The organism is Butyricicoccus porcorum, assembly GCF_051246315.1.
Lineage (GTDB): Bacteria > Bacillota > Clostridia > Oscillospirales > Butyricicoccaceae > Butyricicoccus_A > Butyricicoccus_A porcorum.
On record NZ_CP178353.1, the window covers coordinates 866,610 to 883,535 of the forward strand.

Below are 16,926 nucleotides of genomic sequence, written 5' to 3' on the forward strand. Positions count from 1 at the left end.
AGAGTAATATATTCCGGATCAGGCCGCTTCAAAGCCGCCTGTCTTATCTTGTCCATCCATAATATACACCAAACCGGTATGCATTTCAACCATTCCAATTAAAATAGGTAAAATATTTTCTGTTTTTCCGTCGCTTCCCAGCGGCACGGAATGTTACGGTTTCTCCCTGTCAAATGCAGCAGAACTTCCATTCTGCGGCAAAATACAGAAACCATACCGGAAGTTTTTTCCCTGTCACCGATTTGACATCGATTTCAAAGATGTGCTACACTGATGCCAACACGAAAAAAAAAGAGAAAAAAAGAGGATGATCGCACAATGTCACAGCCAAAGGATTACCATGAGCAGCGTCTGCGCGCTGCCATTTACCGCCGTACCCATGCCGAGCCGGGCTCGGTCAACGACCGCATTCCGCCTCAGTTCATTTCGTGCAGCGATGATGGCAAAATCTGCACGGTCAGCTATGCACTCAAACCGGAAATGCGCAATCCAATGGGCTGGCTGCATGGCGGCGTGACCAGTGCCATGTTTGATATGGGCATGGGTCTGCTGGTCTATTACAATGCCGGCTTTGCCCTCTGCCCGACTGCCTCCATGACGGTGAATTATCTGCGTCCCGGACGCATTGGCGGTTCGCTCATTGTCCGTTCGGAAATCGTGTTCCAGGGTCGGAAAATTTTCCACACCTCCGCACAGGCATGGATGGAGGATGATCCCGACCGCCTCGTTGCCACCGCAACCGCAAGCTATATCCGTTCCCTTCCGCCCGGTTCCGATCCCGCCATACAGAAGGATGCTTCCGATTCCAAACAGACAGAACCGGCAGAGCGCAAAAAAATCTAATTTTTAATGATTCGTTCACAGAATCTACACGAACTCCCGCTATACTATATATTGTAGTCAGGAATGGCTATATAAAAGATTTTTTCTTTTATCTCTCTTTTTTACCCCCCTTTAAGTTTTGTACAGGGAAAGCCGGATGCCCCCAACATCCGGCTTTTCTCTTGCCCTTTTTCAGCCGGTACTCAGGCCTGTGCTGCGGCAATCAACAAAACATTGATTAAAAATAGTATAATAATATTTTTAATATCCGAATTGTAATTTATTTTCACCGTCAGATCCCTCGCTCCTGTTAGCATGCACCGGTTTTTGCCCGGTCATGCCGCCCAGCTGAAATTTTTTTCTGAAAACGGGTTTCATTTTCATTTTTTTATGATATACTGGGGTTGTTGAAAAACACATTCCCCATTTGGGAAAGGAGAAAATGATTATGGCAATCTATAAGTGTGTATGTGGCTACGAATATGACCCGGCCAAGGGCGATCCGGATAACGGTGTAGCTCCGGGCACCGCATTTGAAGATCTTCCGGCTGATTGGGTCTGCCCGATCTGCGGCCTGGATAAGGACAACTTCACTGCACAGTAAGGAGGACATATGGAACAGCGTTATTTTGTCTGTGAGCATTGCGGCAACATGATCGCAATGGTAGAAGATAAAGGTGTTCCGGTTATGTGCTGCGGTCAGAAAATGACGGAGCTCGTACCGGGTTCGGTTGACGCCGCACAGGAGAAGCATGTACCGGTTATCGCCATTGACGGCAATACTGTGACCGTTTCCGTCGGCTCTGTCGATCATCCGATGCTGCCGGAACACTTCATCGAGTGGATTTCCATCCATACCACGCAGGGCAACCAGCGCAAGACCCTCCAGCCGGGCAGCGAGCCGAAGGCTGTTTTTGCTCTGGCTGACGGTGATTCTGTCGTTTCTGCTTACGCTTACTGCAATCTGCACGGCCTGTGGAAGGCAGATGCCTGAGCAATCAATATTCTGACAAACCAAAAAGCACTCCGAACATTCGGAGTGCTTTTTTCTGCGTTTTTTGCAGGTATTTTGCGTTACTCGCCCTTTTCGCGCGCCAACATGGTCTGATACAGCTGGTTTTTGCGCGCGCCGGTCTGCTTTGCGGCCTGCTTGACCGCGTCGCGCAGGGTCAGTCCGGCAGCGGTCAGCTCCTCTGTCAGCTGAATCGCCTGTGCCATCTGGTTGGCAGCGGACTGTTCTGGATTGTCCTGCGCTCCTTCGATGACGAGAACATACTCGCCGCGCGGTTCCTGTTCCTCGTAATATGCCGCTGCCTCCGGCAGTGTCATGCGCAGGCATTCCTCATGCAGCTTGGTCAGCTCACGCGCCAGGCTCACGCGGCGGTCACCCAATGTCTCAGCGAGGTCGCGCAGCGTCATGCGCAGGCGATGCGGCGCTTCATAGACAATACAGGTGCGCGGCTCAGTTTTCAAAACCTCGAGCCGTTCGCGGCGCTGCTTGCCTGTCGGCGGCAAAAAGCCCTCAAAGCACCATTTCCCTGACGGAAGACCGCTCTGCGCAAGGGCACAGACCGCCGCACATGCACCCGGTACCGGAATGACCGGAATGCCCGCTTCATGGCACAGATTTGCAAGGTCTTCGCCCGGATCGCTGACCGCAGGCATGCCCGCATCGGTTACAAGTGCACAGGTTTCACCGGCCAGCATGCGCTGTACCAGCTCCGGCCCGCGCTGTTTGCGGTTGTGCTCATGATAGCTGACCAGCGGCTTGCTGATTTCCAGATAATGCAGCAGTTTTCCGCTGACGCGCGTATCCTCCGCCGCGACAAAATCCGCCTCTTTCAATATGCGCACGGCGCGGTATGTCAGATCTTCCAGATTTCCGATCGGTGTGCCGACCAGATAGAGCGTTCCGGTGCCCATATCAAAATTCCTCCCTGTGGTAAATCATGCGGTATTCCTCTGTCTGTGTGCCATCCTCGCCGCAGACAAGCAGCGGGGGCAGTACCTGCACGCCCGGCGCACTGCCGCGCCGCGCCTCCACCAAGACAGCCGATGGAACAGCTTTGGCATGCTGGTGCACAAATCGCAGGCGTTTCGGCTCCAGACCGCACTGTTTCATGTCAAAAATCAGTTCACAGACGCGTTCCGGACGGTAGACAAAAGCGACGCGCCCGCCGTATTTGACAAAATATGCCGCTGCCCGCACGGCATCCGCCGCGCTGCATTCGGTTTCCTGCCGCGCGGTATGCCGGTTTTTCCCTTTCGCCGCATAGCCGCTGTCCTGTGAAAAATACGGCGGGTTACAGATGATATATTCAAACGCACCGGTCGGAAACAGCTGCTTATACTGCTTCAGGTCGCCGCAGACAATGCGCATGCGTGCATCCAACCGATTCCATACAACATTTTCCTGTGCCAGCTCCGCCACCTCCGGCTGGATTTCCAATCCGGTCACATCGAGACCCGGATAGCGTGCGCACAACAGCACGCCGAGCGCACCGTTGCCGCAGCCCAGATCGAGCACCTTCGCCCGCGGCGGTGGGGACGCAAACGCGGACAGCAGCATACTGTCCTGTCCCAGCTTAAAAAAGCGGTCGTCCTGAATCAGGGAAAAACCGTCCCATAATTTGTCCGTGTGGCGCATGTGGTGTTCCTCGTTTCGGGGAAAATTCTGCCGGTGAACCGGCGCTTAAAATTTATACTATCTGTATAATTAAAATATATTTATACATAAATATATTTCTATTCGTATATATATTTTTAGATATACGAAATGTTATTACTTAAATTGCTTCCAGGCGTTGACAGCAAGCTCGTCACAACGGTTGTTGTTCTCGTTCTGCGCATGTCCCTTGACCCAGTGGAACGTGACGTCGTGCACCTCCAGCAGGTTCAGCAGGCGCTCCCACAGATCCGGGTTTTTGGCAGGCTCCTTTGGCGTGCGCATCCAGTTTTTGCTCCGCCATTTGACCGCCCAGCCCTTCTGAATTGCATCGATGACATATTTGCTGTCGGAATACAGATCGACCGTGCACGGGGTTTTCAGCGCCTCCAATGCGGTAATCACACCGAGCAGCTCCATGCGGTTGTTTGTTGTCTCCGGAAAGCCCTTGCTGATTTCCTTGCGGTGCTCACCGTATTGCAGGATAATACCGAAGCCGCCTGGCCCGGGATTCCCGGAACAGGCGCCATCGGTGTAAATTATGACATGTTTATTCTTGTTCTCCGCCATGTTCAACCTCTGCTTCGGATGTTTCTTCCGGATTTTCGATGTCTGCGGGATCTTCGTCCTCTTCCTTCTGAATCCGTGTGATGGCGTTGACATGAACATCGTCGCCGGTACGCATGACAATGACCCCCTGCGTATTTCTGCCGCACTGACGGATATCCTCCACTGCCGTGCGGATGAGTACGCCGTCATCGGTGATAATCATGACATCGTTGTCGAGGTCAACCACTGCGGTGCCCGCAATGTTGCCGGTCTTATCATTCAGTGCATGCGCGAGAATGCCGCGGCCGCCGCGGTGATGAATGCTGAAATCGCCGACCGGGGTGCGCTTGCCATAGCCGTTTTCCGTGACGGTGAGCACTTCCCCCTCCGGACGTGCACGGACGCCGCCGATAACGCGGTCGCCTTCCTCCAGCGTAATGCCGCGCACACCGACTGCCGAACGTCCCATTGCACGCACTTCATTCTCATCGAAGCAGATCGCATGACCCTTTGCCGTGACAATCAGCATATTCTGTGTGCCGTCAGTCAGGCGGACGTCAACCAGACGATCGCCCTCATTGAGCGACAGCGCGCGCAGACCCGCCTTGCGGATATTTTTCAGTTCGGACAGCGCGACGCGCTTGACGGTACCCTGTTCCGTCGTGAAGAACAGATAATGCGATTCGTCATAGTCGCTGATGGCGAACATCGCGGAAACGGTCTCGCCGTTTTCCAGTGCGAGCAGATTGACGACATTGGTTCCCTTTGCCGTGCGGCTGGTCTCCGGAATCTGATAGCCCTTCAGACGGTAGACCTTTCCAAGACTGCTGAAGAACAGAATGTTGTCATGCGACGAGGCAGTGAACAGAATTTCCGCAAAATCCTCCTCGCGCGTCGCCATGGCGCTGACACCGCGCCCGCCGCGGCGCTGCGAACGATAGGTATCCGTCGTGGTGCGCTTGATATAGCCGCAATGGGTCAGTGTATACGTGCAGTCCTCGCGTTCAATCAGGTCTTCGATATCGATTTCGTTGTCCACTGCTTCGATCTGCGTGCGGCGTTCATCGCCGAATTTGTCACGGATCTCAACCAGTTCCTTTTTGACGATTTCCAGCATGTTATGGCGGCTCGCAAGAACTTCCATTAAGCCGCGAATTTTCGATTCGATTTCGTCGTATTCGTCGTTGATCTTCTGACGCTCCAGACCGGACAGGCGGCCGAGGCGCATGTTGACAATCGCCTGTGCCTGCGGCTCATCCAGATGGAATTCAAAGTTCTCCTTGCCGCCCACAATGCCGAGCAGGGCAATCTGATTGATGATAAAAGGCTCTGCCATCAGGTTGGTTTTTGCTTCGCTCTCGTTGGCCGATGCGCGGATAATTTCGATAATGCGGTCAATGTTGTCGGTTGCGACCTTGAGGCCTTCGAGGATATGAGCACGACCCTCCGCCTTGTTCAGGTCAAAGCGCGTGCGGCGCTCAATGACCTCGCGCTGGAATTCGATATACTGGTCAATCAGCTCGCGCAGATTGAGCGTGCGCGGCTGGTTGTTGACCAGCGCCAGATTGTTGACCGAAAATGTGTCCTGTAGCTGCGTATAATTAAACAGCTGGTTGAGCACGACCTGTGCATTTGCTTCCCGCTTGAGCTCGACGACAATGCGCATGCCCTCGCGGTCGGATTCGTCGCGCAGGTCGGAAATGCCCTCCACACGCTTGTTTTTGACGAGGTCGGCGATGGATTCCACCAGACGCGCCTTGTTGACCATATACGGAATTTCCGTGACAACAATGCGCTGACGGCCGTTGTGCATCTCCTCAATTTCCGTGCGGGCACGCACCTTGATTTTGCCGCGTCCGGTTGCATATGCCGCGCGGATCCCGCTGCGGCCCATGATAATGCCGCCGGTCGGGAAATCCGGGCCCTTGATGTACTGACAGATATCCTCCATCTGTGCATCCGGGTTGTCGATGACATAGCAGATGCCGTTGATGACCTCCGTCAGGTTGTGGGGCGGCATATTGGTTGCCATGCCGACGGCGATACCGGACGAGCCATTGACCAGCATGCCCGGGAAACGGGACGGCAGAACCTTCGGCTCCTTGCGGTTGTCGTCGAAGTTCGGCATGAAATCGACCGTTTCCTTCTCGATGTCGGTCATCATATAGGCCGCCATCTTGCTCATGCGCGCCTCCGTGTAACGATATGCTGCCGGAGGGTCGCCGTCGATGGAACCGAAGTTGCCGTGACCGTCGATCATCGGATAGCGCAGGGAAAACGGCTGTGCCATGCGCACAAGAGCATCGTAAACCGATGCATCGCCGTGCGGATGATACCGGCCGAGCACGTTACCGACAGTAGTCGCCGACTTTCGATAGGGGCGGTCACAGGTCAGGTGGTCTTCGTACATCGCGTACAGAATGCGGCGGTGTACCGGCTTGAGACCGTCGCGCGCATCCGGCAGCGCACGGCCGACAATAACGGACATCGCATAATCGATGTACGATTTTTTCATTTCCCGTTCGAGATCGACCGGGATAATCTTCTGATTTTCAAAGCTAATACTCACAGTTTTATACCTCTTCTTCCAGCAGCTCCATCAGGCAGGAAATCGATTCCTCCAGTGAATCCATTGCATCGCCCAGCATGGCATCCTCCTCTGAGGCTTTTTTCTTCTTTGCCGGCATCAGGTCAACCAGCTCATCATGCGCAGCCATCAGCGTTTCCATGGCTGCCTTTACGCGTTGTCTTTTGATATCATCCATAGCGTTCCTCCGCGCTGTTCTGTTTCCGCCCGAAGCATCTTCCCTTTCCGGTATCCCTTCATAGGAGGGCGCAAAGGAGGGTGCTTGGGCGCACCCTCCCTTGCATCTCTCCCGCCCTGCGCCAGCGTGAGGGGGCGCCAAAAACCAATTGACGCCAAACGTTTTGACGCCCATTTCATTTTGCGGGCTGAGAGTGCAAAACGGAATCAGTTGCTTTTATCGTTTTAACCGATCAGATATCCAGATTGGTCACATATTTCGCGTTTTTCTGGATGAATTCACGGCGCGGCTCAACCTTCTCGCCCATCAGCAGCGTGAAGATTTCGTCCGCCATCGACGCATCCTCCAGCGTGACCTGAAGCAATGTGCGGTTTTCCGGGTTCATCGTGGTCTCCCACAGCTGTTCCGGGTCCATCTCGCCCAGACCTTTGTAGCGCTGGATATCGACGCCCTGTCCCATCTCCGCGAGCACGGCAGTCTGTTCCTGCTCGGTGTAGGTATAGCGCACGGTCTTGCCCTTGGTGTTCTTGAACAGCGGCGGCTGTGCGATATAGACATGCCCCTGTTCGATCAGCGGGCGCATATACCGGAAGAAGAACGTCAGCAGCAGCGTACGGATATGGCTGCCATCGACATCGGCATCCGCCATCAGAATGATTTTGCCGTAGCGCAGCTTGGACGGATCAAAATCCTCGCCGAAGCCCGCGCCGAAGGCGGTAATCATCGGGGTCAGCTTGTCGTTGCCGTAAACCTTATCCAGACGCGCCTTTTCGACGTTCAGCATTTTGCCCCACAGCGGCAGGATCGCCTGATAGCGGCGGTCACGGCCTTCCTTTGCGGAGCCGCCTGCGGAATCGCCCTCGACGATATAAATTTCCGTCAGGCGCGGGTCGCGCTCCTGACAGTCCGCCAGCTTGCCCGGCAGCGAACCGGATTCCAGTGCGCTCTTGCGGCGCGTCAGCTCACGCGCCTTGCGCGCCGCCTCGCGTGCGCGCGACGCAGTCTGTGCCTTGTCGATGATGGATTTTGCAACCGACGGGTTTTCCTCAAAGAAAATTGTCAGCTTTTCGCTCAGCATGGTCTCGACGAGATTGCGCATGTCGGAATTGCCCAGCTTGGTCTTGGTCTGACCCTCAAATTGTGCCTCGCGTAGCTTGACCGAAATGACAGCGGTCAGGCCCTCGCGCACATCGTCGCCGGAGAAATTCTTGTCGTTGTCCTTGAGGAAGCCAAACTTGCGGGCATAGTCGTTGATGACCTTGGTGAGCGCCGACTTGAAGCCGGTTTCATGTGTGCCGCCCTCCGTCGTGTTGATGTTGTTGGCAAACGACAGCAGGTTTTCATTGTAGCCGTCGGTATACTGCATGGCAACTTCTGCCATGGAATCGTCGCGCGAACCCTCGACATAGATCGGTTCAGCATGCAGCGGCGTCTTGTTGCGGTTTAAGTATGTGACGAACTGCTTGATGCCGCCCTCGTAATGCATGACCTCCTCGCGCACATCGTCGTCCGGGTCGCGCTCATCGCGCAGCGTGATCCGGATGCCGCCATTGAGGAACGCCTGCTCCTGCAACCGGTTTTCCAGAATTTCGTAGTCGTAATCCAGCGTTTCAAAAATCTGGTCATCCGCCTTGAAGCGGATGGTCGTGCCGGTCTCATGCCTGCACGGCGTGGAACGCATCGGGGAAATCGTCTTGCCGCGCGCAAACTTCATGGAATATTTGTTTTCGCCGTCATAGACCGTCGCTTCCAGCCATTCGGACAGCGCATTGACGACAGACGAGCCGACGCCATGCAGGCCGCCGGAGACCTTGTAGCCGTCGCCGCCGAACTTGCCGCCCGCATGCAGCACGGTCAGGACAACCTCCAGCGTCGGAATGCCCATCTGCGGATGAATGCCGACCGGGATGCCGCGTCCGTTGTCGCGCACGGAAACCACGCTGTCCGGCTCAAGCGTGACCTCAATATGGGTACAGTAGCCTGCCAGCGCCTCGTCGATGGAGTTATCGACGATTTCATACACCAGATGATGCAGGCCGCGTGCGGACGTCGAGCCGATATACATGCCCGGGCGCTTGCGCACGGCCTCCAGACCTTCGAGTACCTGAATCTGGTTTTCGTCATACGCTTCCTTGACGGTCAGGTCGAGAATCTCTTCGCTCATGCTCATATAGTATCGTTCCATTTCTCCGGCGGGCCGGTTAAAAGCCACAGATGTGGAAGGTCTGGACAGCGCCGGCCGCCGGTTTCGGCTGCTGTCGGAAAAAATTCAGTCGGAAAGAAACAATCCCGCTTGTCCGACGGGATTGCCTGCTTCCAAAAAGAATGAAAAAACGGTCTATTCCGGTATGGTCTGCCCGCTGCGCTTGAGCAGCGTGGCGGTGGAAAGCTGGGAGAGGTACAGCGTCGGCACGCCGCCCTCCTCGCACAGAATGCACGACTTGGGGAGGTCTTCAAACAGCGGCACCACATTGCCGGACCGCTCCATGGCGGACATAAAGGCACGGGTGTGCTTTGACCAGGTAGCGGTATCCATGTCGTAAATCCCCAGAATGGAATCGGTATGGACGATCACGTCCTGTCCGAGATGAAGATACATGCAAAGCCGCCTTCCCGCTGCGCGGAATCATACCGTCTCCGCGCAGCCGTTTCTGCCGCGGGAATCAGACCCGCGTCCTGATATTTATTATAGCACTTTTTGCGAAGTTTTGCACGTATTTCTGCAAATATTTTTGAATCATTTGCCGTTTTTTCCTTACTTTTTTGCGTCAAAACCGGCAGTTCTGCGAAACCGCCCGCGCCCGTGGAAAAACAAACGGCGAAACCGCGGATTTTCCCGCCGGTTTCGCCGAAATCTGTTGTGTTTTGTCGGGGTGTGTCTTGTGCTGTCCCGCCGGCAGTGCTTATCCCGTTTCGCGCACCGTCCCATTTTCGACAGCAAACAGCCGGCCGCCCTCCACCTGTGCGAGCTTTTCCGGCTCACAGCACGTGATGAGCACCTGCCCGTTTTCAATGCGGTTGAGCACGAAATCCTGCCGCTTTGCGTCCAGCTCGCTGAGCACATCGTCGAGCAGCAGCACCGGGTATTCCCCGCTGTCGTCAAAAAACATGTCGCGCTCTGCCAGCTTGAGCGACAATGCACAGGTGCGCACCTGTCCCTGTGACCCAAAGGCTTTTGCACTTTTCCCGCCGATGGTCAGCTCCAGATCGTCTTTGTGCGGGCCGGACAGGCAGCTTTTTGCCGCAATTTCCGCGGCGCGGTGCGTGCAGGCATGCTCCCACAGCTGTGTGCCGATGTCTTTCGCAGACGCAAACGGGTCGGTCACAGTGGAAACCGTGCGGTAGACATAGTCCAGCTGTTCGTCCCTGCCGGAAATCGAGGCGTGGATGCCGCGCGCCTTCTGCATCAACGCGCGCAGATAATACGCGCGGTACCGCACAATATGTCCGCCTATCATGGACATTCTGAAAGAAAAATCGTCCAGCGTGTCAAGCAGTGAAGGCTTCTCTTCGGAATCCTTCAGAATGCGGATTTTGTTTTCGTGCAGGCGCGCGTACTCCGCCAGGTAGCGTGCGTAATTCGGCCGCAGCTGGCTGAGGGCGATGTCCATAAACCGCCGCCGGGCGGCGGCACCTTCACGGATCAGCATCAGATCCTCCGGACAAAACAGGACGGAGCGCAGAATGCCCGCGCCGTCAGACAACCGTTTCTGCCGCACACCGTTGACCGTCAGCTGGACGCGCCCGCTGGACGGAATGACCGCGCGGATGGTCATATCCCGCTTTTCCGCGAAAAACTGCGCTTCTGCTTCCGCCTGCGGCGCGCCGAAACGGATGGCATCGCGTTTCTGCCCCGAACGGAACAGCCGCATCGTGGACAGCAGGCCGACCGCCTCCAGAATGTTGGTTTTCCCCTGTGCATTTTCTCCGCAGAAGACATTGACACCGGGCGCGAGCGGCAGCTCCGCCGATGCATAGTTGCGAAAATCGCGCAGGGTCAGATGTTCGATGTTCATACAATACGGAACGTCGGGCCGCCGACGATGGAAATCGTGTCGCCGCGGTGCAGCTTTTTGCCGCGCTGGGTGCACACTTCGCCATTGACCGAAACCTGCCCCTCTTCAATCATCCACTTGGCCTGTCCGCCTGTCGCGCACACGCCCGCGAATTTCAGAAAGGCATCCGCCTTGATATATTCCGTTGTAATTTCAATTTCTTCCATATTTATCGTGTTTCCTTTTTTCCATATGATAGATACAGCGCGTTTGCGTGGGGACGTACACCGGCGCTTCCCGCTCTGAAGCAGAAACTCTGCCAACTTGATACAGGAATTGCATCCCTGCGAGAAGCAGCCAGATTGTGCGGACGCCCTCCGCCCCGACGGATACAATCGTCCGAAACAGCCGTTGGCGTGCGCAAATCATTCCGCATATGCCCACCGGGAAAGCAGTCGAAACGGCATGCACCGTCCCCCATCCCGTTGGGACATGCAGCGCAGCCGCGTCAAAATATGTGGTGTCTGCTCATTTTGGCGCGGCTCACAAAAGGAGATTCCAAAGAACCTTTGGGTCTTTGGCGCCAGAGAGGGATTCCAAAGGGAGAGACCCGGCGCGGGGTCTTTCCCTTTGGGCTTTCCAGTGAAAAAATTCAGTCAAAAGCAGCCCAAACGGGTGCCAATGGGAACTTATTCTGCCTTCAGGCGAACCGGCAGGACGAGATATGTGAACGCATCGCCCTCTTCCGGTGTGAAGACAATCGGGTTCAGGCTGCCCTTGAGCGAAATTCTGACCGTATCGCTCGGGCAGGCGCGCAGCGCATCCAGCAGATAGCGGTTGTTGAAGCCGATTTCCAGATGCTCGACTTCGCCGCTGTACTGGTATTCATCATAGGACTTGCCGATGGCAGTGATACAGCTCAGCTTGAGCAGATCGCCGTCAAATTCCATACGAACCGGATTTTTGAGCTTTTCCGAGACAATCAGCGAAACGCGTTCAATGCTGGTAATCAGCTGCCGGACATCAGCTGTGATGACTGCGGAGGCATCCGCCGGAATTGCCGCGCGGTAATTGAGGAATTCGCCCTCCAGCAGGCGCGTAATCAGGACGGTATCACCGATACGGAACAGGATATGGCGCGCATCGGGATAAATTTCTGCTGTTTCATCGGTTTCAGTGAGAATGCGCTCGACTTCGCGCAGAGCCGTGCCCGGTACGACAAATTTGGTGTTTTCTTCTGCCGGGCTGTCCAGCGTTTCACGGCGTACGCTCAGGCGGTAGCCGTCGACAGCGGCGACATTCAGCTGCTGGCCTTCCAGCTCAAACAGGCAGCCGGTGAGTACCGGCTTGGTCTCGTTGTCAGACACCGCAAAAATGGTCTGGGAGATCATGGATTTCAGCATATGCTGCGGCAATGTGATCGGTGTTTTGCTGGTTTCCACCTCCGGCAGCTGCGGAAATTCTTTGGCGTCAGACGCCACAAGATTGAAGACCGCTTTGCCGCACCGGACGGTGGTGAGCAGGTTGTCATTGGTTTCGACGAAGACAACATCGTCCGGCAGCTTGCGGATCATATCGCCGAACAGGCGCGCGTTGAGCACGGCAGAGCCCGGTTTGGCAACCATGGCGCTGATGTTGGCTCGGATTCCCATAGACATATTGTAGCCGCACAGCGTCAGATGACCGTCGCCTTCGGCGGTGATGAGCAGGCCTTCCAGCAGCGCGATGGAGCTTTTGCTGCTGACTGCGCGCGATGCTGTTGTGATGGCTTCCTGAAGAATGGACTTTTCACATGAGAATTGCATGGGAATGCCTCCTTGAAAAACAAACGAATTTTTTTACATGACATCTGATGACCTTGGGATGACGGAAGGACATCGGACGTCTGATGAGTTATATCGATCTATCTAACAAAATAGAATAGTATATTTTAGTAATAGTAGTAGGGGCGGGGAAACTGTGGAAAACCCGCTGAAATGCCCGTCTGATGGGGATTTTGGCGTCCTCAGCCAGCTGTGGAAAACTCGGGCGCAATTTTGGAAAACGATGGGGATAAAAAGTTTTCCACAGGTCGTGCATCCACAGTACACAGGAACTTGTGGATGAAAATGACGGATTTCCGCCGGTTGAGCTGCATGTTTATTTGAATAATTATGCAGGCAGTATGCAGATGATATGCAGTTACCCGCGGATGTTTGCCTTCAGCGTTTTGATGATGTTGTCCATCTCGCTGGTTTCCTTGAGGTAATTTTCGATTTTGTTGATGGAATGCAGTACAGTCGTGTGGTCGCGCGAGAAGACCTTGCCGATTTCCGGCAGCGAGTAGTCGGTCATTTCGCGCACGAGGTACATGGCGACCTGTCGCGGGAGGACCATATCTTTGGAGCGGCCGCTGCCCTGTAGCTTTTCGACCGGGATGCAGTAATAGCGGGAGACTTCGCGGATAATCATTTCCGGTGTTGGATTCAGGCCGGGATTTTCTTTGAAGATGTCGGTGACGGCTTCTTTTGCGAGGCTGAGATCGATATCGCGTTCCATCAGGTCGTGCAGTGCCTTGATTTTTTTGACGGTGCCTTCCAGCTGCCGCACGTTGGAGGTGATGGTTTTTGCGATGTAATCGACGACTTCATCCGGCAGGTGTACGCCGAGCGAATCGGCCTTGACATGGATGATGGCCATGCGTGTTTCGTAGTCCGGCGGTTGGATGTCTGCCAGAAGACCCCATTCAAAGCGGGTTTTCAGGCGGTCTTCGAGTGTATGGATTTCCTTAGGCGGACGGTCTGAGGTCAGGACAATTTGTTTGTGTGCTTCATATAATGCGTTGAAGGTGTGGAAAAATTCCTCCTGTGTGCGGTCTTTGCCTGCGACGAACTGGATATCGTCGACGAGGAACAGATCTGCGAGGCGGTATTTGTCACGGAATTCCTGTACCTGACCTTCGCCGATGGCGTTAATCAATTCGTTGGTGAAGTCTTCGCCTTTGATATAGACGATGCGGAACGACGGATGGTCGCGGCGCACGACGGAGGCGATGGCGTACAGAAGGTGGGTTTTTCCCAGACCGGACTGGCCGTAAATAAACAGTGGGTTGTAGTTTTTGGCCGGATTATTGGCGACGGCGGTCGCAGCGGCGTGTGCGAATTTGTTGGATGAGCCGACGATGAATTGTTCAAAGGTATACTCGTCCTCCGGATAATTGCTGTGTGCAATCGGTGCAGGTGCTTCGCCCGTCGTGATGATGACATCGATGTCAGCGGAAAACAGATCGCGTAGTGCGTCTTTGATGATGCTCAGGTAGCGCTGGTCGATGATTTCTTTTTTGAATTTGTCCGGCGTATGCAGGAGCAGAGTGTCGTCTTTGAATTCAACGGCGGTCAGGTCGTCGAACCAGGCGTCGATGGTGACAGGCTGGAGCCGTTTTTCCAGCAGCGTCAGCACGACCTTCCAGATATCGGCAGGTGTGTTCATATCGTTGCAATCCCCCTCCAGGAATCGTTTATAATGTGGGTGGGAAACGGCGTCCCGCATGTGCGGACACCGATACAAACTATATAATACCACCAAATTTCCACCGTGTCCACAGAGTTTTCCACAACATCCACAGGTATAACCGCGAAAATGTCGGCAGACGACGGAAAAAACGCCCGGTTTCTGGAAATAATGATTGACAATGTCCCGATTATTTGCTTATAATGTAGGTTGTACACGCACGCTTAAGACTTTGATTGCAAATGGAGGTGCAGCCACATGTTAAGAACGTATCAGCCGAAGAAGCGCCAGCGCAGCAAGGTGCATGGCTTCCGCAAGAGAATGGCAACTGCTAACGGCAGAAAGGTTCTCGCCCGTCGCCGTTCCCGCGGCCGTAAGCGTCTGACCCACTAACCGTACTTTTCTTTTTGAGGAAAAGAAAAGTAGGCAAAAGAAAACCTTTCCGGCGCGCTCCCGCGCGCCGCGGACGAGCCGGACAAACGCGTCCGTCTGTCCGCCCCAATGCCGCACAAGTAGAGTTTGTGGTGAGATTGGAAAGGTTTTGCTTTTCCGGGGATTTATAGATATTCCGGTTAGTCTCTCTCATGAGGGAGATGTTTTTGCCGCGAAGCGCGAAAACAGAGGGAAGATTCTCTATGCTTCCGGAAAAGCCTGACACGAACAGATCATGGACCGCTTTGCGGTCCATTTCTGTTATACACAGGATTATCCTTTGAGTATAACAGAACGGCGTAATTACAATTCGGATGGGTCGTGCGCCGGAAATGATGTAAAACGGCCTGTTAGCTCCGGCAGAAAAAGGATGAGCCGGAGAGGAACGTGTACGCCCTTGTTTCCATGCGTGCGGGTACAGTTTTGGGAAACAGGGCGGGCGTTCCGCAGTACGGAACAACATAAAGGAAGTCGGGCGATGAAAAACACCTTAAAGGAAAACCGCGATTTTCGCAGGCTGTATGCCAGAGGGCGCTCCGCGTCCTCCGACTGCCTGGTGGTTTATGCGCTGCGCAATAAGTACGGCGAAGGACGGCTGGGCATTACGGTGGGCGTGAAACTTGGAAGCGCAGTCCGGCGCAACCGGGTCAAGCGCGTCATCCGCGAAATTTACCGCCTGCACAAGGATGAACTCCGCCCCAATACAGACCTCGTGGTTGTCGCGCGCCACCGCGCCGTCACCGCGTCGTATGCACAGATGGAACGCGCATTCCTGCGCTGTATCGCACAGCTGGGGCTGAACCGGACGAAAGAAGGAAAACCATCATGATGAAGCGCATCATGCTTGCCTGTATTCGTTTTTACCGTTCCGCAATTTCGCCTTACACGAGGCCATGCTGCCGTTATAATCCGACCTGCTCCGCCTATGCAATGGAGGCAATTGAAAAATACGGCGCGCTTCGCGGGGGCTGGCTCGCAGTGAAACGACTGCTGCGCTGCCATCCGTTTTCGCACCATAGTCCGTATGACCCGGTGCCCTGACGGAAAAATGCACTTTTAAACCCAATTTGGAGGATCAAATGGGAGATTTTTTTGGAATTATTCTAATCAGGCCGCTTGGTCTGATCCTGATGGGGATCTTTTCACTTGTTAAGAATTACGGTGTCGCACTGATCCTGTTCACCCTGCTTGTCAAGCTGATTCTTCTGCCGTTTATGTATAAGCAGAAGAAGAACATGAAGAAGATGAACCTGGTGCAGGCGGAATCTATGGCAATTCAGAAGCGCTACGCCAAAAACAAGGAGAAGATGAATGAAGAGATTACCAAGCTGTATGAGCGTGAGGGCGTAAACCCGACCGGCAGCTGCCTGCTCTCGTTTATCACGCTGCCGATCATGATGGCGCTGTATTACGCCGTGCGTGAGCCGATGACCTACATGATGGGTCTGGCGGACAGCACCATCGAAAAGATCGCAAATGCGCTTGGACAGACCTTCGACACCTCTTCGATTACCGCGCAGATTCAGCTCGCAAAGGCGGTCAATGACAACTGGGACAAGGTTTCTCAGTTCGCTTCTGACGGTCTGTGCCGCATTGATTTTGATTTCTTCGGCATTGACCTTTCTGCGATTCCGCAGTTCACACAGCTCAATGTGCTGTGGCTGATCCCGGTTCTTTCCGGTCTCACCGCACTGCTGTCCTCACTGGTCATGCAGAAGATGCAGAAGCTCCAGAACCCGAATGCGCAGAACAGCAATACCCAGATGAATTCGACCATGAATGCGATGCTCATCATGATGCCGCTCATGTCTGTCTGGATTGCGTTCACTCTGCCGGCATCCATGGGCGTTTACTGGGTTGTCAACAATGTATTCTCTATTGTTCAGGAAGTTGGACTCACCTGGTATATCGTCAAGTTTGACAAGGCAGTTGACGACGAGGAAACTAAGGAGCGCAAACGCCGTGAGGCTGCGCATCAGGCGAAGCTCGCAGAGCAGGAGGAAGCAAAGAAATCCGGCGTACAGACCGAATATCTCGGCGCAAAGTCGGAGAATGTTTCCAAAAAGAAGCTCAAAGCGAGAGAAGCCGAGCAGAAACGGCTGAAGGAAAAGGAAACTGCTGCCCGTGCCGCTCAGATCAAGGCGGAAAAAGAAGCCGCCCACAGAGCCGGCCGACAGGTCGATAACGACGAATAATCTAAGGACGGGAG

19 protein-coding genes are annotated in these 16,926 nt (G+C 54.4%); 7 read left to right on the top strand and 12 right to left on the bottom strand.

Annotated features, from left to right (window positions below; all coding sequences use genetic code 11):
* Positions 1–18: 18 nt before the first annotated feature.
* Entirely contained in the window at positions 19–147 is a 129-nt protein-coding gene (locus ACLM7Z_RS04195) for a hypothetical protein (RefSeq protein ID WP_273349738.1), read from the bottom strand.
* 171 nt (positions 148–318) lie between these two features.
* Here ACLM7Z_RS04195 and ACLM7Z_RS04200 point away from each other — a divergent pair, with 171 nt between their 5' ends.
* From ACLM7Z_RS04200 to ACLM7Z_RS04210, 3 genes are all read left to right on the top strand, one after another.
* The gene (locus ACLM7Z_RS04200; protein WP_165761103.1) at positions 319–843 is read left to right on the top strand and encodes a PaaI family thioesterase; all 525 of its coding nucleotides are present in this window, start codon (positions 319–321) and stop codon (positions 841–843) included.
* A 427-nt stretch (positions 844–1,270) separates the two neighbouring features.
* Complete coding sequence (gene rd / locus ACLM7Z_RS04205) at positions 1,271–1,426, top strand: rubredoxin (protein WP_087019665.1); 156 nt, start codon at positions 1,271–1,273, stop codon at positions 1,424–1,426.
* A 9-nt stretch (positions 1,427–1,435) separates the two neighbouring features.
* On the top strand, positions 1,436–1,816 hold the full coding sequence (locus tag ACLM7Z_RS04210; RefSeq protein ID WP_087019662.1) for a desulfoferrodoxin family protein: 381 nt from the start codon (positions 1,436–1,438) through the stop codon (positions 1,814–1,816).
* Between the two features lie 80 nt (positions 1,817–1,896).
* Here the strand turns inward: ACLM7Z_RS04210 and rsmI are convergent, their stop codons facing one another.
* The 11 genes from rsmI to dnaA form a co-directional block, all read right to left on the bottom strand.
* The gene (rsmI, locus tag ACLM7Z_RS04215; protein WP_087019659.1) at positions 1,897–2,745 is read right to left on the bottom strand and encodes a 16S rRNA (cytidine(1402)-2'-O)-methyltransferase; all 849 of its coding nucleotides are present in this window, start codon (positions 2,743–2,745) and stop codon (positions 1,897–1,899) included.
* 1 nt (position 2,746) lies between these two features.
* Positions 2,747–3,469 carry a tRNA1(Val) (adenine(37)-N6)-methyltransferase gene (locus ACLM7Z_RS04220; RefSeq protein WP_087019656.1) on the bottom strand — a complete coding sequence of 241 codons (723 nt, stop codon included), beginning with the start codon at positions 3,467–3,469 and terminating at the stop codon, positions 2,747–2,749.
* A 135-nt stretch (positions 3,470–3,604) separates the two neighbouring features.
* Positions 3,605–4,057: a ribonuclease HI gene (gene rnhA / locus ACLM7Z_RS04225; protein ID WP_087019653.1), complete on the bottom strand. Its 453-nt coding sequence runs from the start codon at positions 4,055–4,057 to the stop codon at positions 3,605–3,607.
* Positions 4,038–6,605 carry a DNA gyrase subunit A gene (gene gyrA / locus ACLM7Z_RS04230; protein ID WP_087019650.1) on the bottom strand — a complete coding sequence of 856 codons (2,568 nt, stop codon included), beginning with the start codon at positions 6,603–6,605 and terminating at the stop codon, positions 4,038–4,040. Before gyrA ends, rnhA begins: the two co-directional genes overlap by 20 nt.
* A 4-nt stretch (positions 6,606–6,609) precedes the next feature.
* Positions 6,610–6,801: a hypothetical protein gene (locus ACLM7Z_RS04235; RefSeq protein WP_087019645.1), complete on the bottom strand. Its 192-nt coding sequence runs from the start codon at positions 6,799–6,801 to the stop codon at positions 6,610–6,612.
* A gap of 232 nt (positions 6,802–7,033) precedes the next feature.
* A complete protein-coding gene (gene gyrB / locus ACLM7Z_RS04240) occupies positions 7,034–8,986 on the bottom strand; it encodes a DNA topoisomerase (ATP-hydrolyzing) subunit B (protein ID WP_330395846.1) in 1,953 nt (650 codons plus the stop codon).
* 153 nt (positions 8,987–9,139) lie between these two features.
* Entirely contained in the window at positions 9,140–9,400 is a 261-nt protein-coding gene (gene remB, locus ACLM7Z_RS04245) for an extracellular matrix regulator RemB (RefSeq protein WP_087019639.1), read from the bottom strand.
* A 304-nt stretch (positions 9,401–9,704) separates the two neighbouring features.
* A complete protein-coding gene (gene recF, locus ACLM7Z_RS04250; protein ID WP_087019636.1) occupies positions 9,705–10,817 on the bottom strand; it encodes a DNA replication/repair protein RecF in 1,113 nt (370 codons plus the stop codon).
* Positions 10,814–11,023 carry a S4 domain-containing protein YaaA gene (gene yaaA / locus ACLM7Z_RS04255; RefSeq protein ID WP_087019633.1) on the bottom strand — a complete coding sequence of 70 codons (210 nt, stop codon included), beginning with the start codon at positions 11,021–11,023 and terminating at the stop codon, positions 10,814–10,816. Before yaaA ends, recF begins: the two co-directional genes overlap by 4 nt.
* Positions 11,024–11,485: 462 nt before the next feature.
* The gene (dnaN, locus tag ACLM7Z_RS04260) at positions 11,486–12,601 is read right to left on the bottom strand and encodes a DNA polymerase III subunit beta (protein ID WP_435645614.1); all 1,116 of its coding nucleotides are present in this window, start codon (positions 12,599–12,601) and stop codon (positions 11,486–11,488) included.
* Between the two features lie 376 nt (positions 12,602–12,977).
* Positions 12,978–14,264, bottom strand: coding sequence for a chromosomal replication initiator protein DnaA (dnaA, locus tag ACLM7Z_RS04265; RefSeq protein WP_087019627.1), 1,287 nt, complete (start codon positions 14,262–14,264; stop codon positions 12,978–12,980).
* A gap of 279 nt (positions 14,265–14,543) precedes the next feature.
* Here dnaA and rpmH point away from each other — a divergent pair, with 279 nt between their 5' ends.
* From rpmH to yidC, 4 genes are all read left to right on the top strand, one after another.
* A complete protein-coding gene (rpmH, locus tag ACLM7Z_RS04270; RefSeq protein ID WP_087019624.1) occupies positions 14,544–14,678 on the top strand; it encodes a 50S ribosomal protein L34 in 135 nt (44 codons plus the stop codon).
* 517 nt (positions 14,679–15,195) lie between these two features.
* Complete coding sequence (gene rnpA, locus ACLM7Z_RS04275; RefSeq protein ID WP_087019621.1) at positions 15,196–15,546, top strand: ribonuclease P protein component; 351 nt, start codon at positions 15,196–15,198, stop codon at positions 15,544–15,546.
* A complete protein-coding gene (gene yidD / locus ACLM7Z_RS04280; protein WP_087019618.1) occupies positions 15,546–15,758 on the top strand; it encodes a membrane protein insertion efficiency factor YidD in 213 nt (70 codons plus the stop codon). Before rnpA ends, yidD begins: the two co-directional genes overlap by 1 nt.
* Before the next feature lie 38 nt (positions 15,759–15,796).
* Positions 15,797–16,912 (top strand): membrane protein insertase YidC, encoded by a 1,116-nt coding sequence (yidC, locus tag ACLM7Z_RS04285; RefSeq protein WP_435645615.1) that lies wholly within the window; start codon positions 15,797–15,799, stop codon positions 16,910–16,912.
* The last annotated feature ends 14 nt before the right edge of the window (positions 16,913–16,926 follow it).

Excerpts from the sequence above, each read along its gene's own strand:
- ACLM7Z_RS04235 (WP_087019645.1), bottom strand. The coding sequence starts at position 6,801 with ATGGATGATATCAAAAGACAACGCGTAAAGGCAGCCATGGAAACGCTG.
- ACLM7Z_RS04200 (WP_165761103.1), top strand. The coding sequence starts at position 319 with ATGTCACAGCCAAAGGATTACCATGAGCAGCGTCTGCGCGCTGCCATT.
- recF (WP_087019636.1), bottom strand. The coding sequence starts at position 10,817 with ATGAACATCGAACATCTGACCCTGCGCGATTTTCGCAACTATGCATCG.
- rnpA (WP_087019621.1), top strand. The coding sequence starts at position 15,196 with ATGAAAAACACCTTAAAGGAAAACCGCGATTTTCGCAGGCTGTATGCC.
- yidD (WP_087019618.1), top strand. The coding sequence starts at position 15,546 with ATGAAGCGCATCATGCTTGCCTGTATTCGTTTTTACCGTTCCGCAATT.
- rsmI (WP_087019659.1), bottom strand. The coding sequence starts at position 2,745 with ATGGGCACCGGAACGCTCTATCTGGTCGGCACACCGATCGGAAATCTG.
- yidC (WP_435645615.1), top strand. The coding sequence starts at position 15,797 with ATGGGAGATTTTTTTGGAATTATTCTAATCAGGCCGCTTGGTCTGATC.
- remB (WP_087019639.1), bottom strand. The coding sequence starts at position 9,400 with ATGTATCTTCATCTCGGACAGGACGTGATCGTCCATACCGATTCCATT.
- rpmH (WP_087019624.1), top strand. The coding sequence starts at position 14,544 with ATGTTAAGAACGTATCAGCCGAAGAAGCGCCAGCGCAGCAAGGTGCAT.
- ACLM7Z_RS04220 (WP_087019656.1), bottom strand. The coding sequence starts at position 3,469 with ATGCGCCACACGGACAAATTATGGGACGGTTTTTCCCTGATTCAGGAC.
- dnaA (WP_087019627.1), bottom strand. The coding sequence starts at position 14,264 with ATGAACACACCTGCCGATATCTGGAAGGTCGTGCTGACGCTGCTGGAA.
- yaaA (WP_087019633.1), bottom strand. The coding sequence starts at position 11,023 with ATGGAAGAAATTGAAATTACAACGGAATATATCAAGGCGGATGCCTTT.
- rd (WP_087019665.1), top strand. The coding sequence starts at position 1,271 with ATGGCAATCTATAAGTGTGTATGTGGCTACGAATATGACCCGGCCAAG.
- gyrB (WP_330395846.1), bottom strand. The coding sequence starts at position 8,986 with ATGGAACGATACTATATGAGCATGAGCGAAGAGATTCTCGACCTGACC.
- ACLM7Z_RS04210 (WP_087019662.1), top strand. The coding sequence starts at position 1,436 with ATGGAACAGCGTTATTTTGTCTGTGAGCATTGCGGCAACATGATCGCA.
- rnhA (WP_087019653.1), bottom strand. The coding sequence starts at position 4,057 with ATGGCGGAGAACAAGAATAAACATGTCATAATTTACACCGATGGCGCC.
- dnaN (WP_435645614.1), bottom strand. The coding sequence starts at position 12,601 with ATGCAATTCTCATGTGAAAAGTCCATTCTTCAGGAAGCCATCACAACA.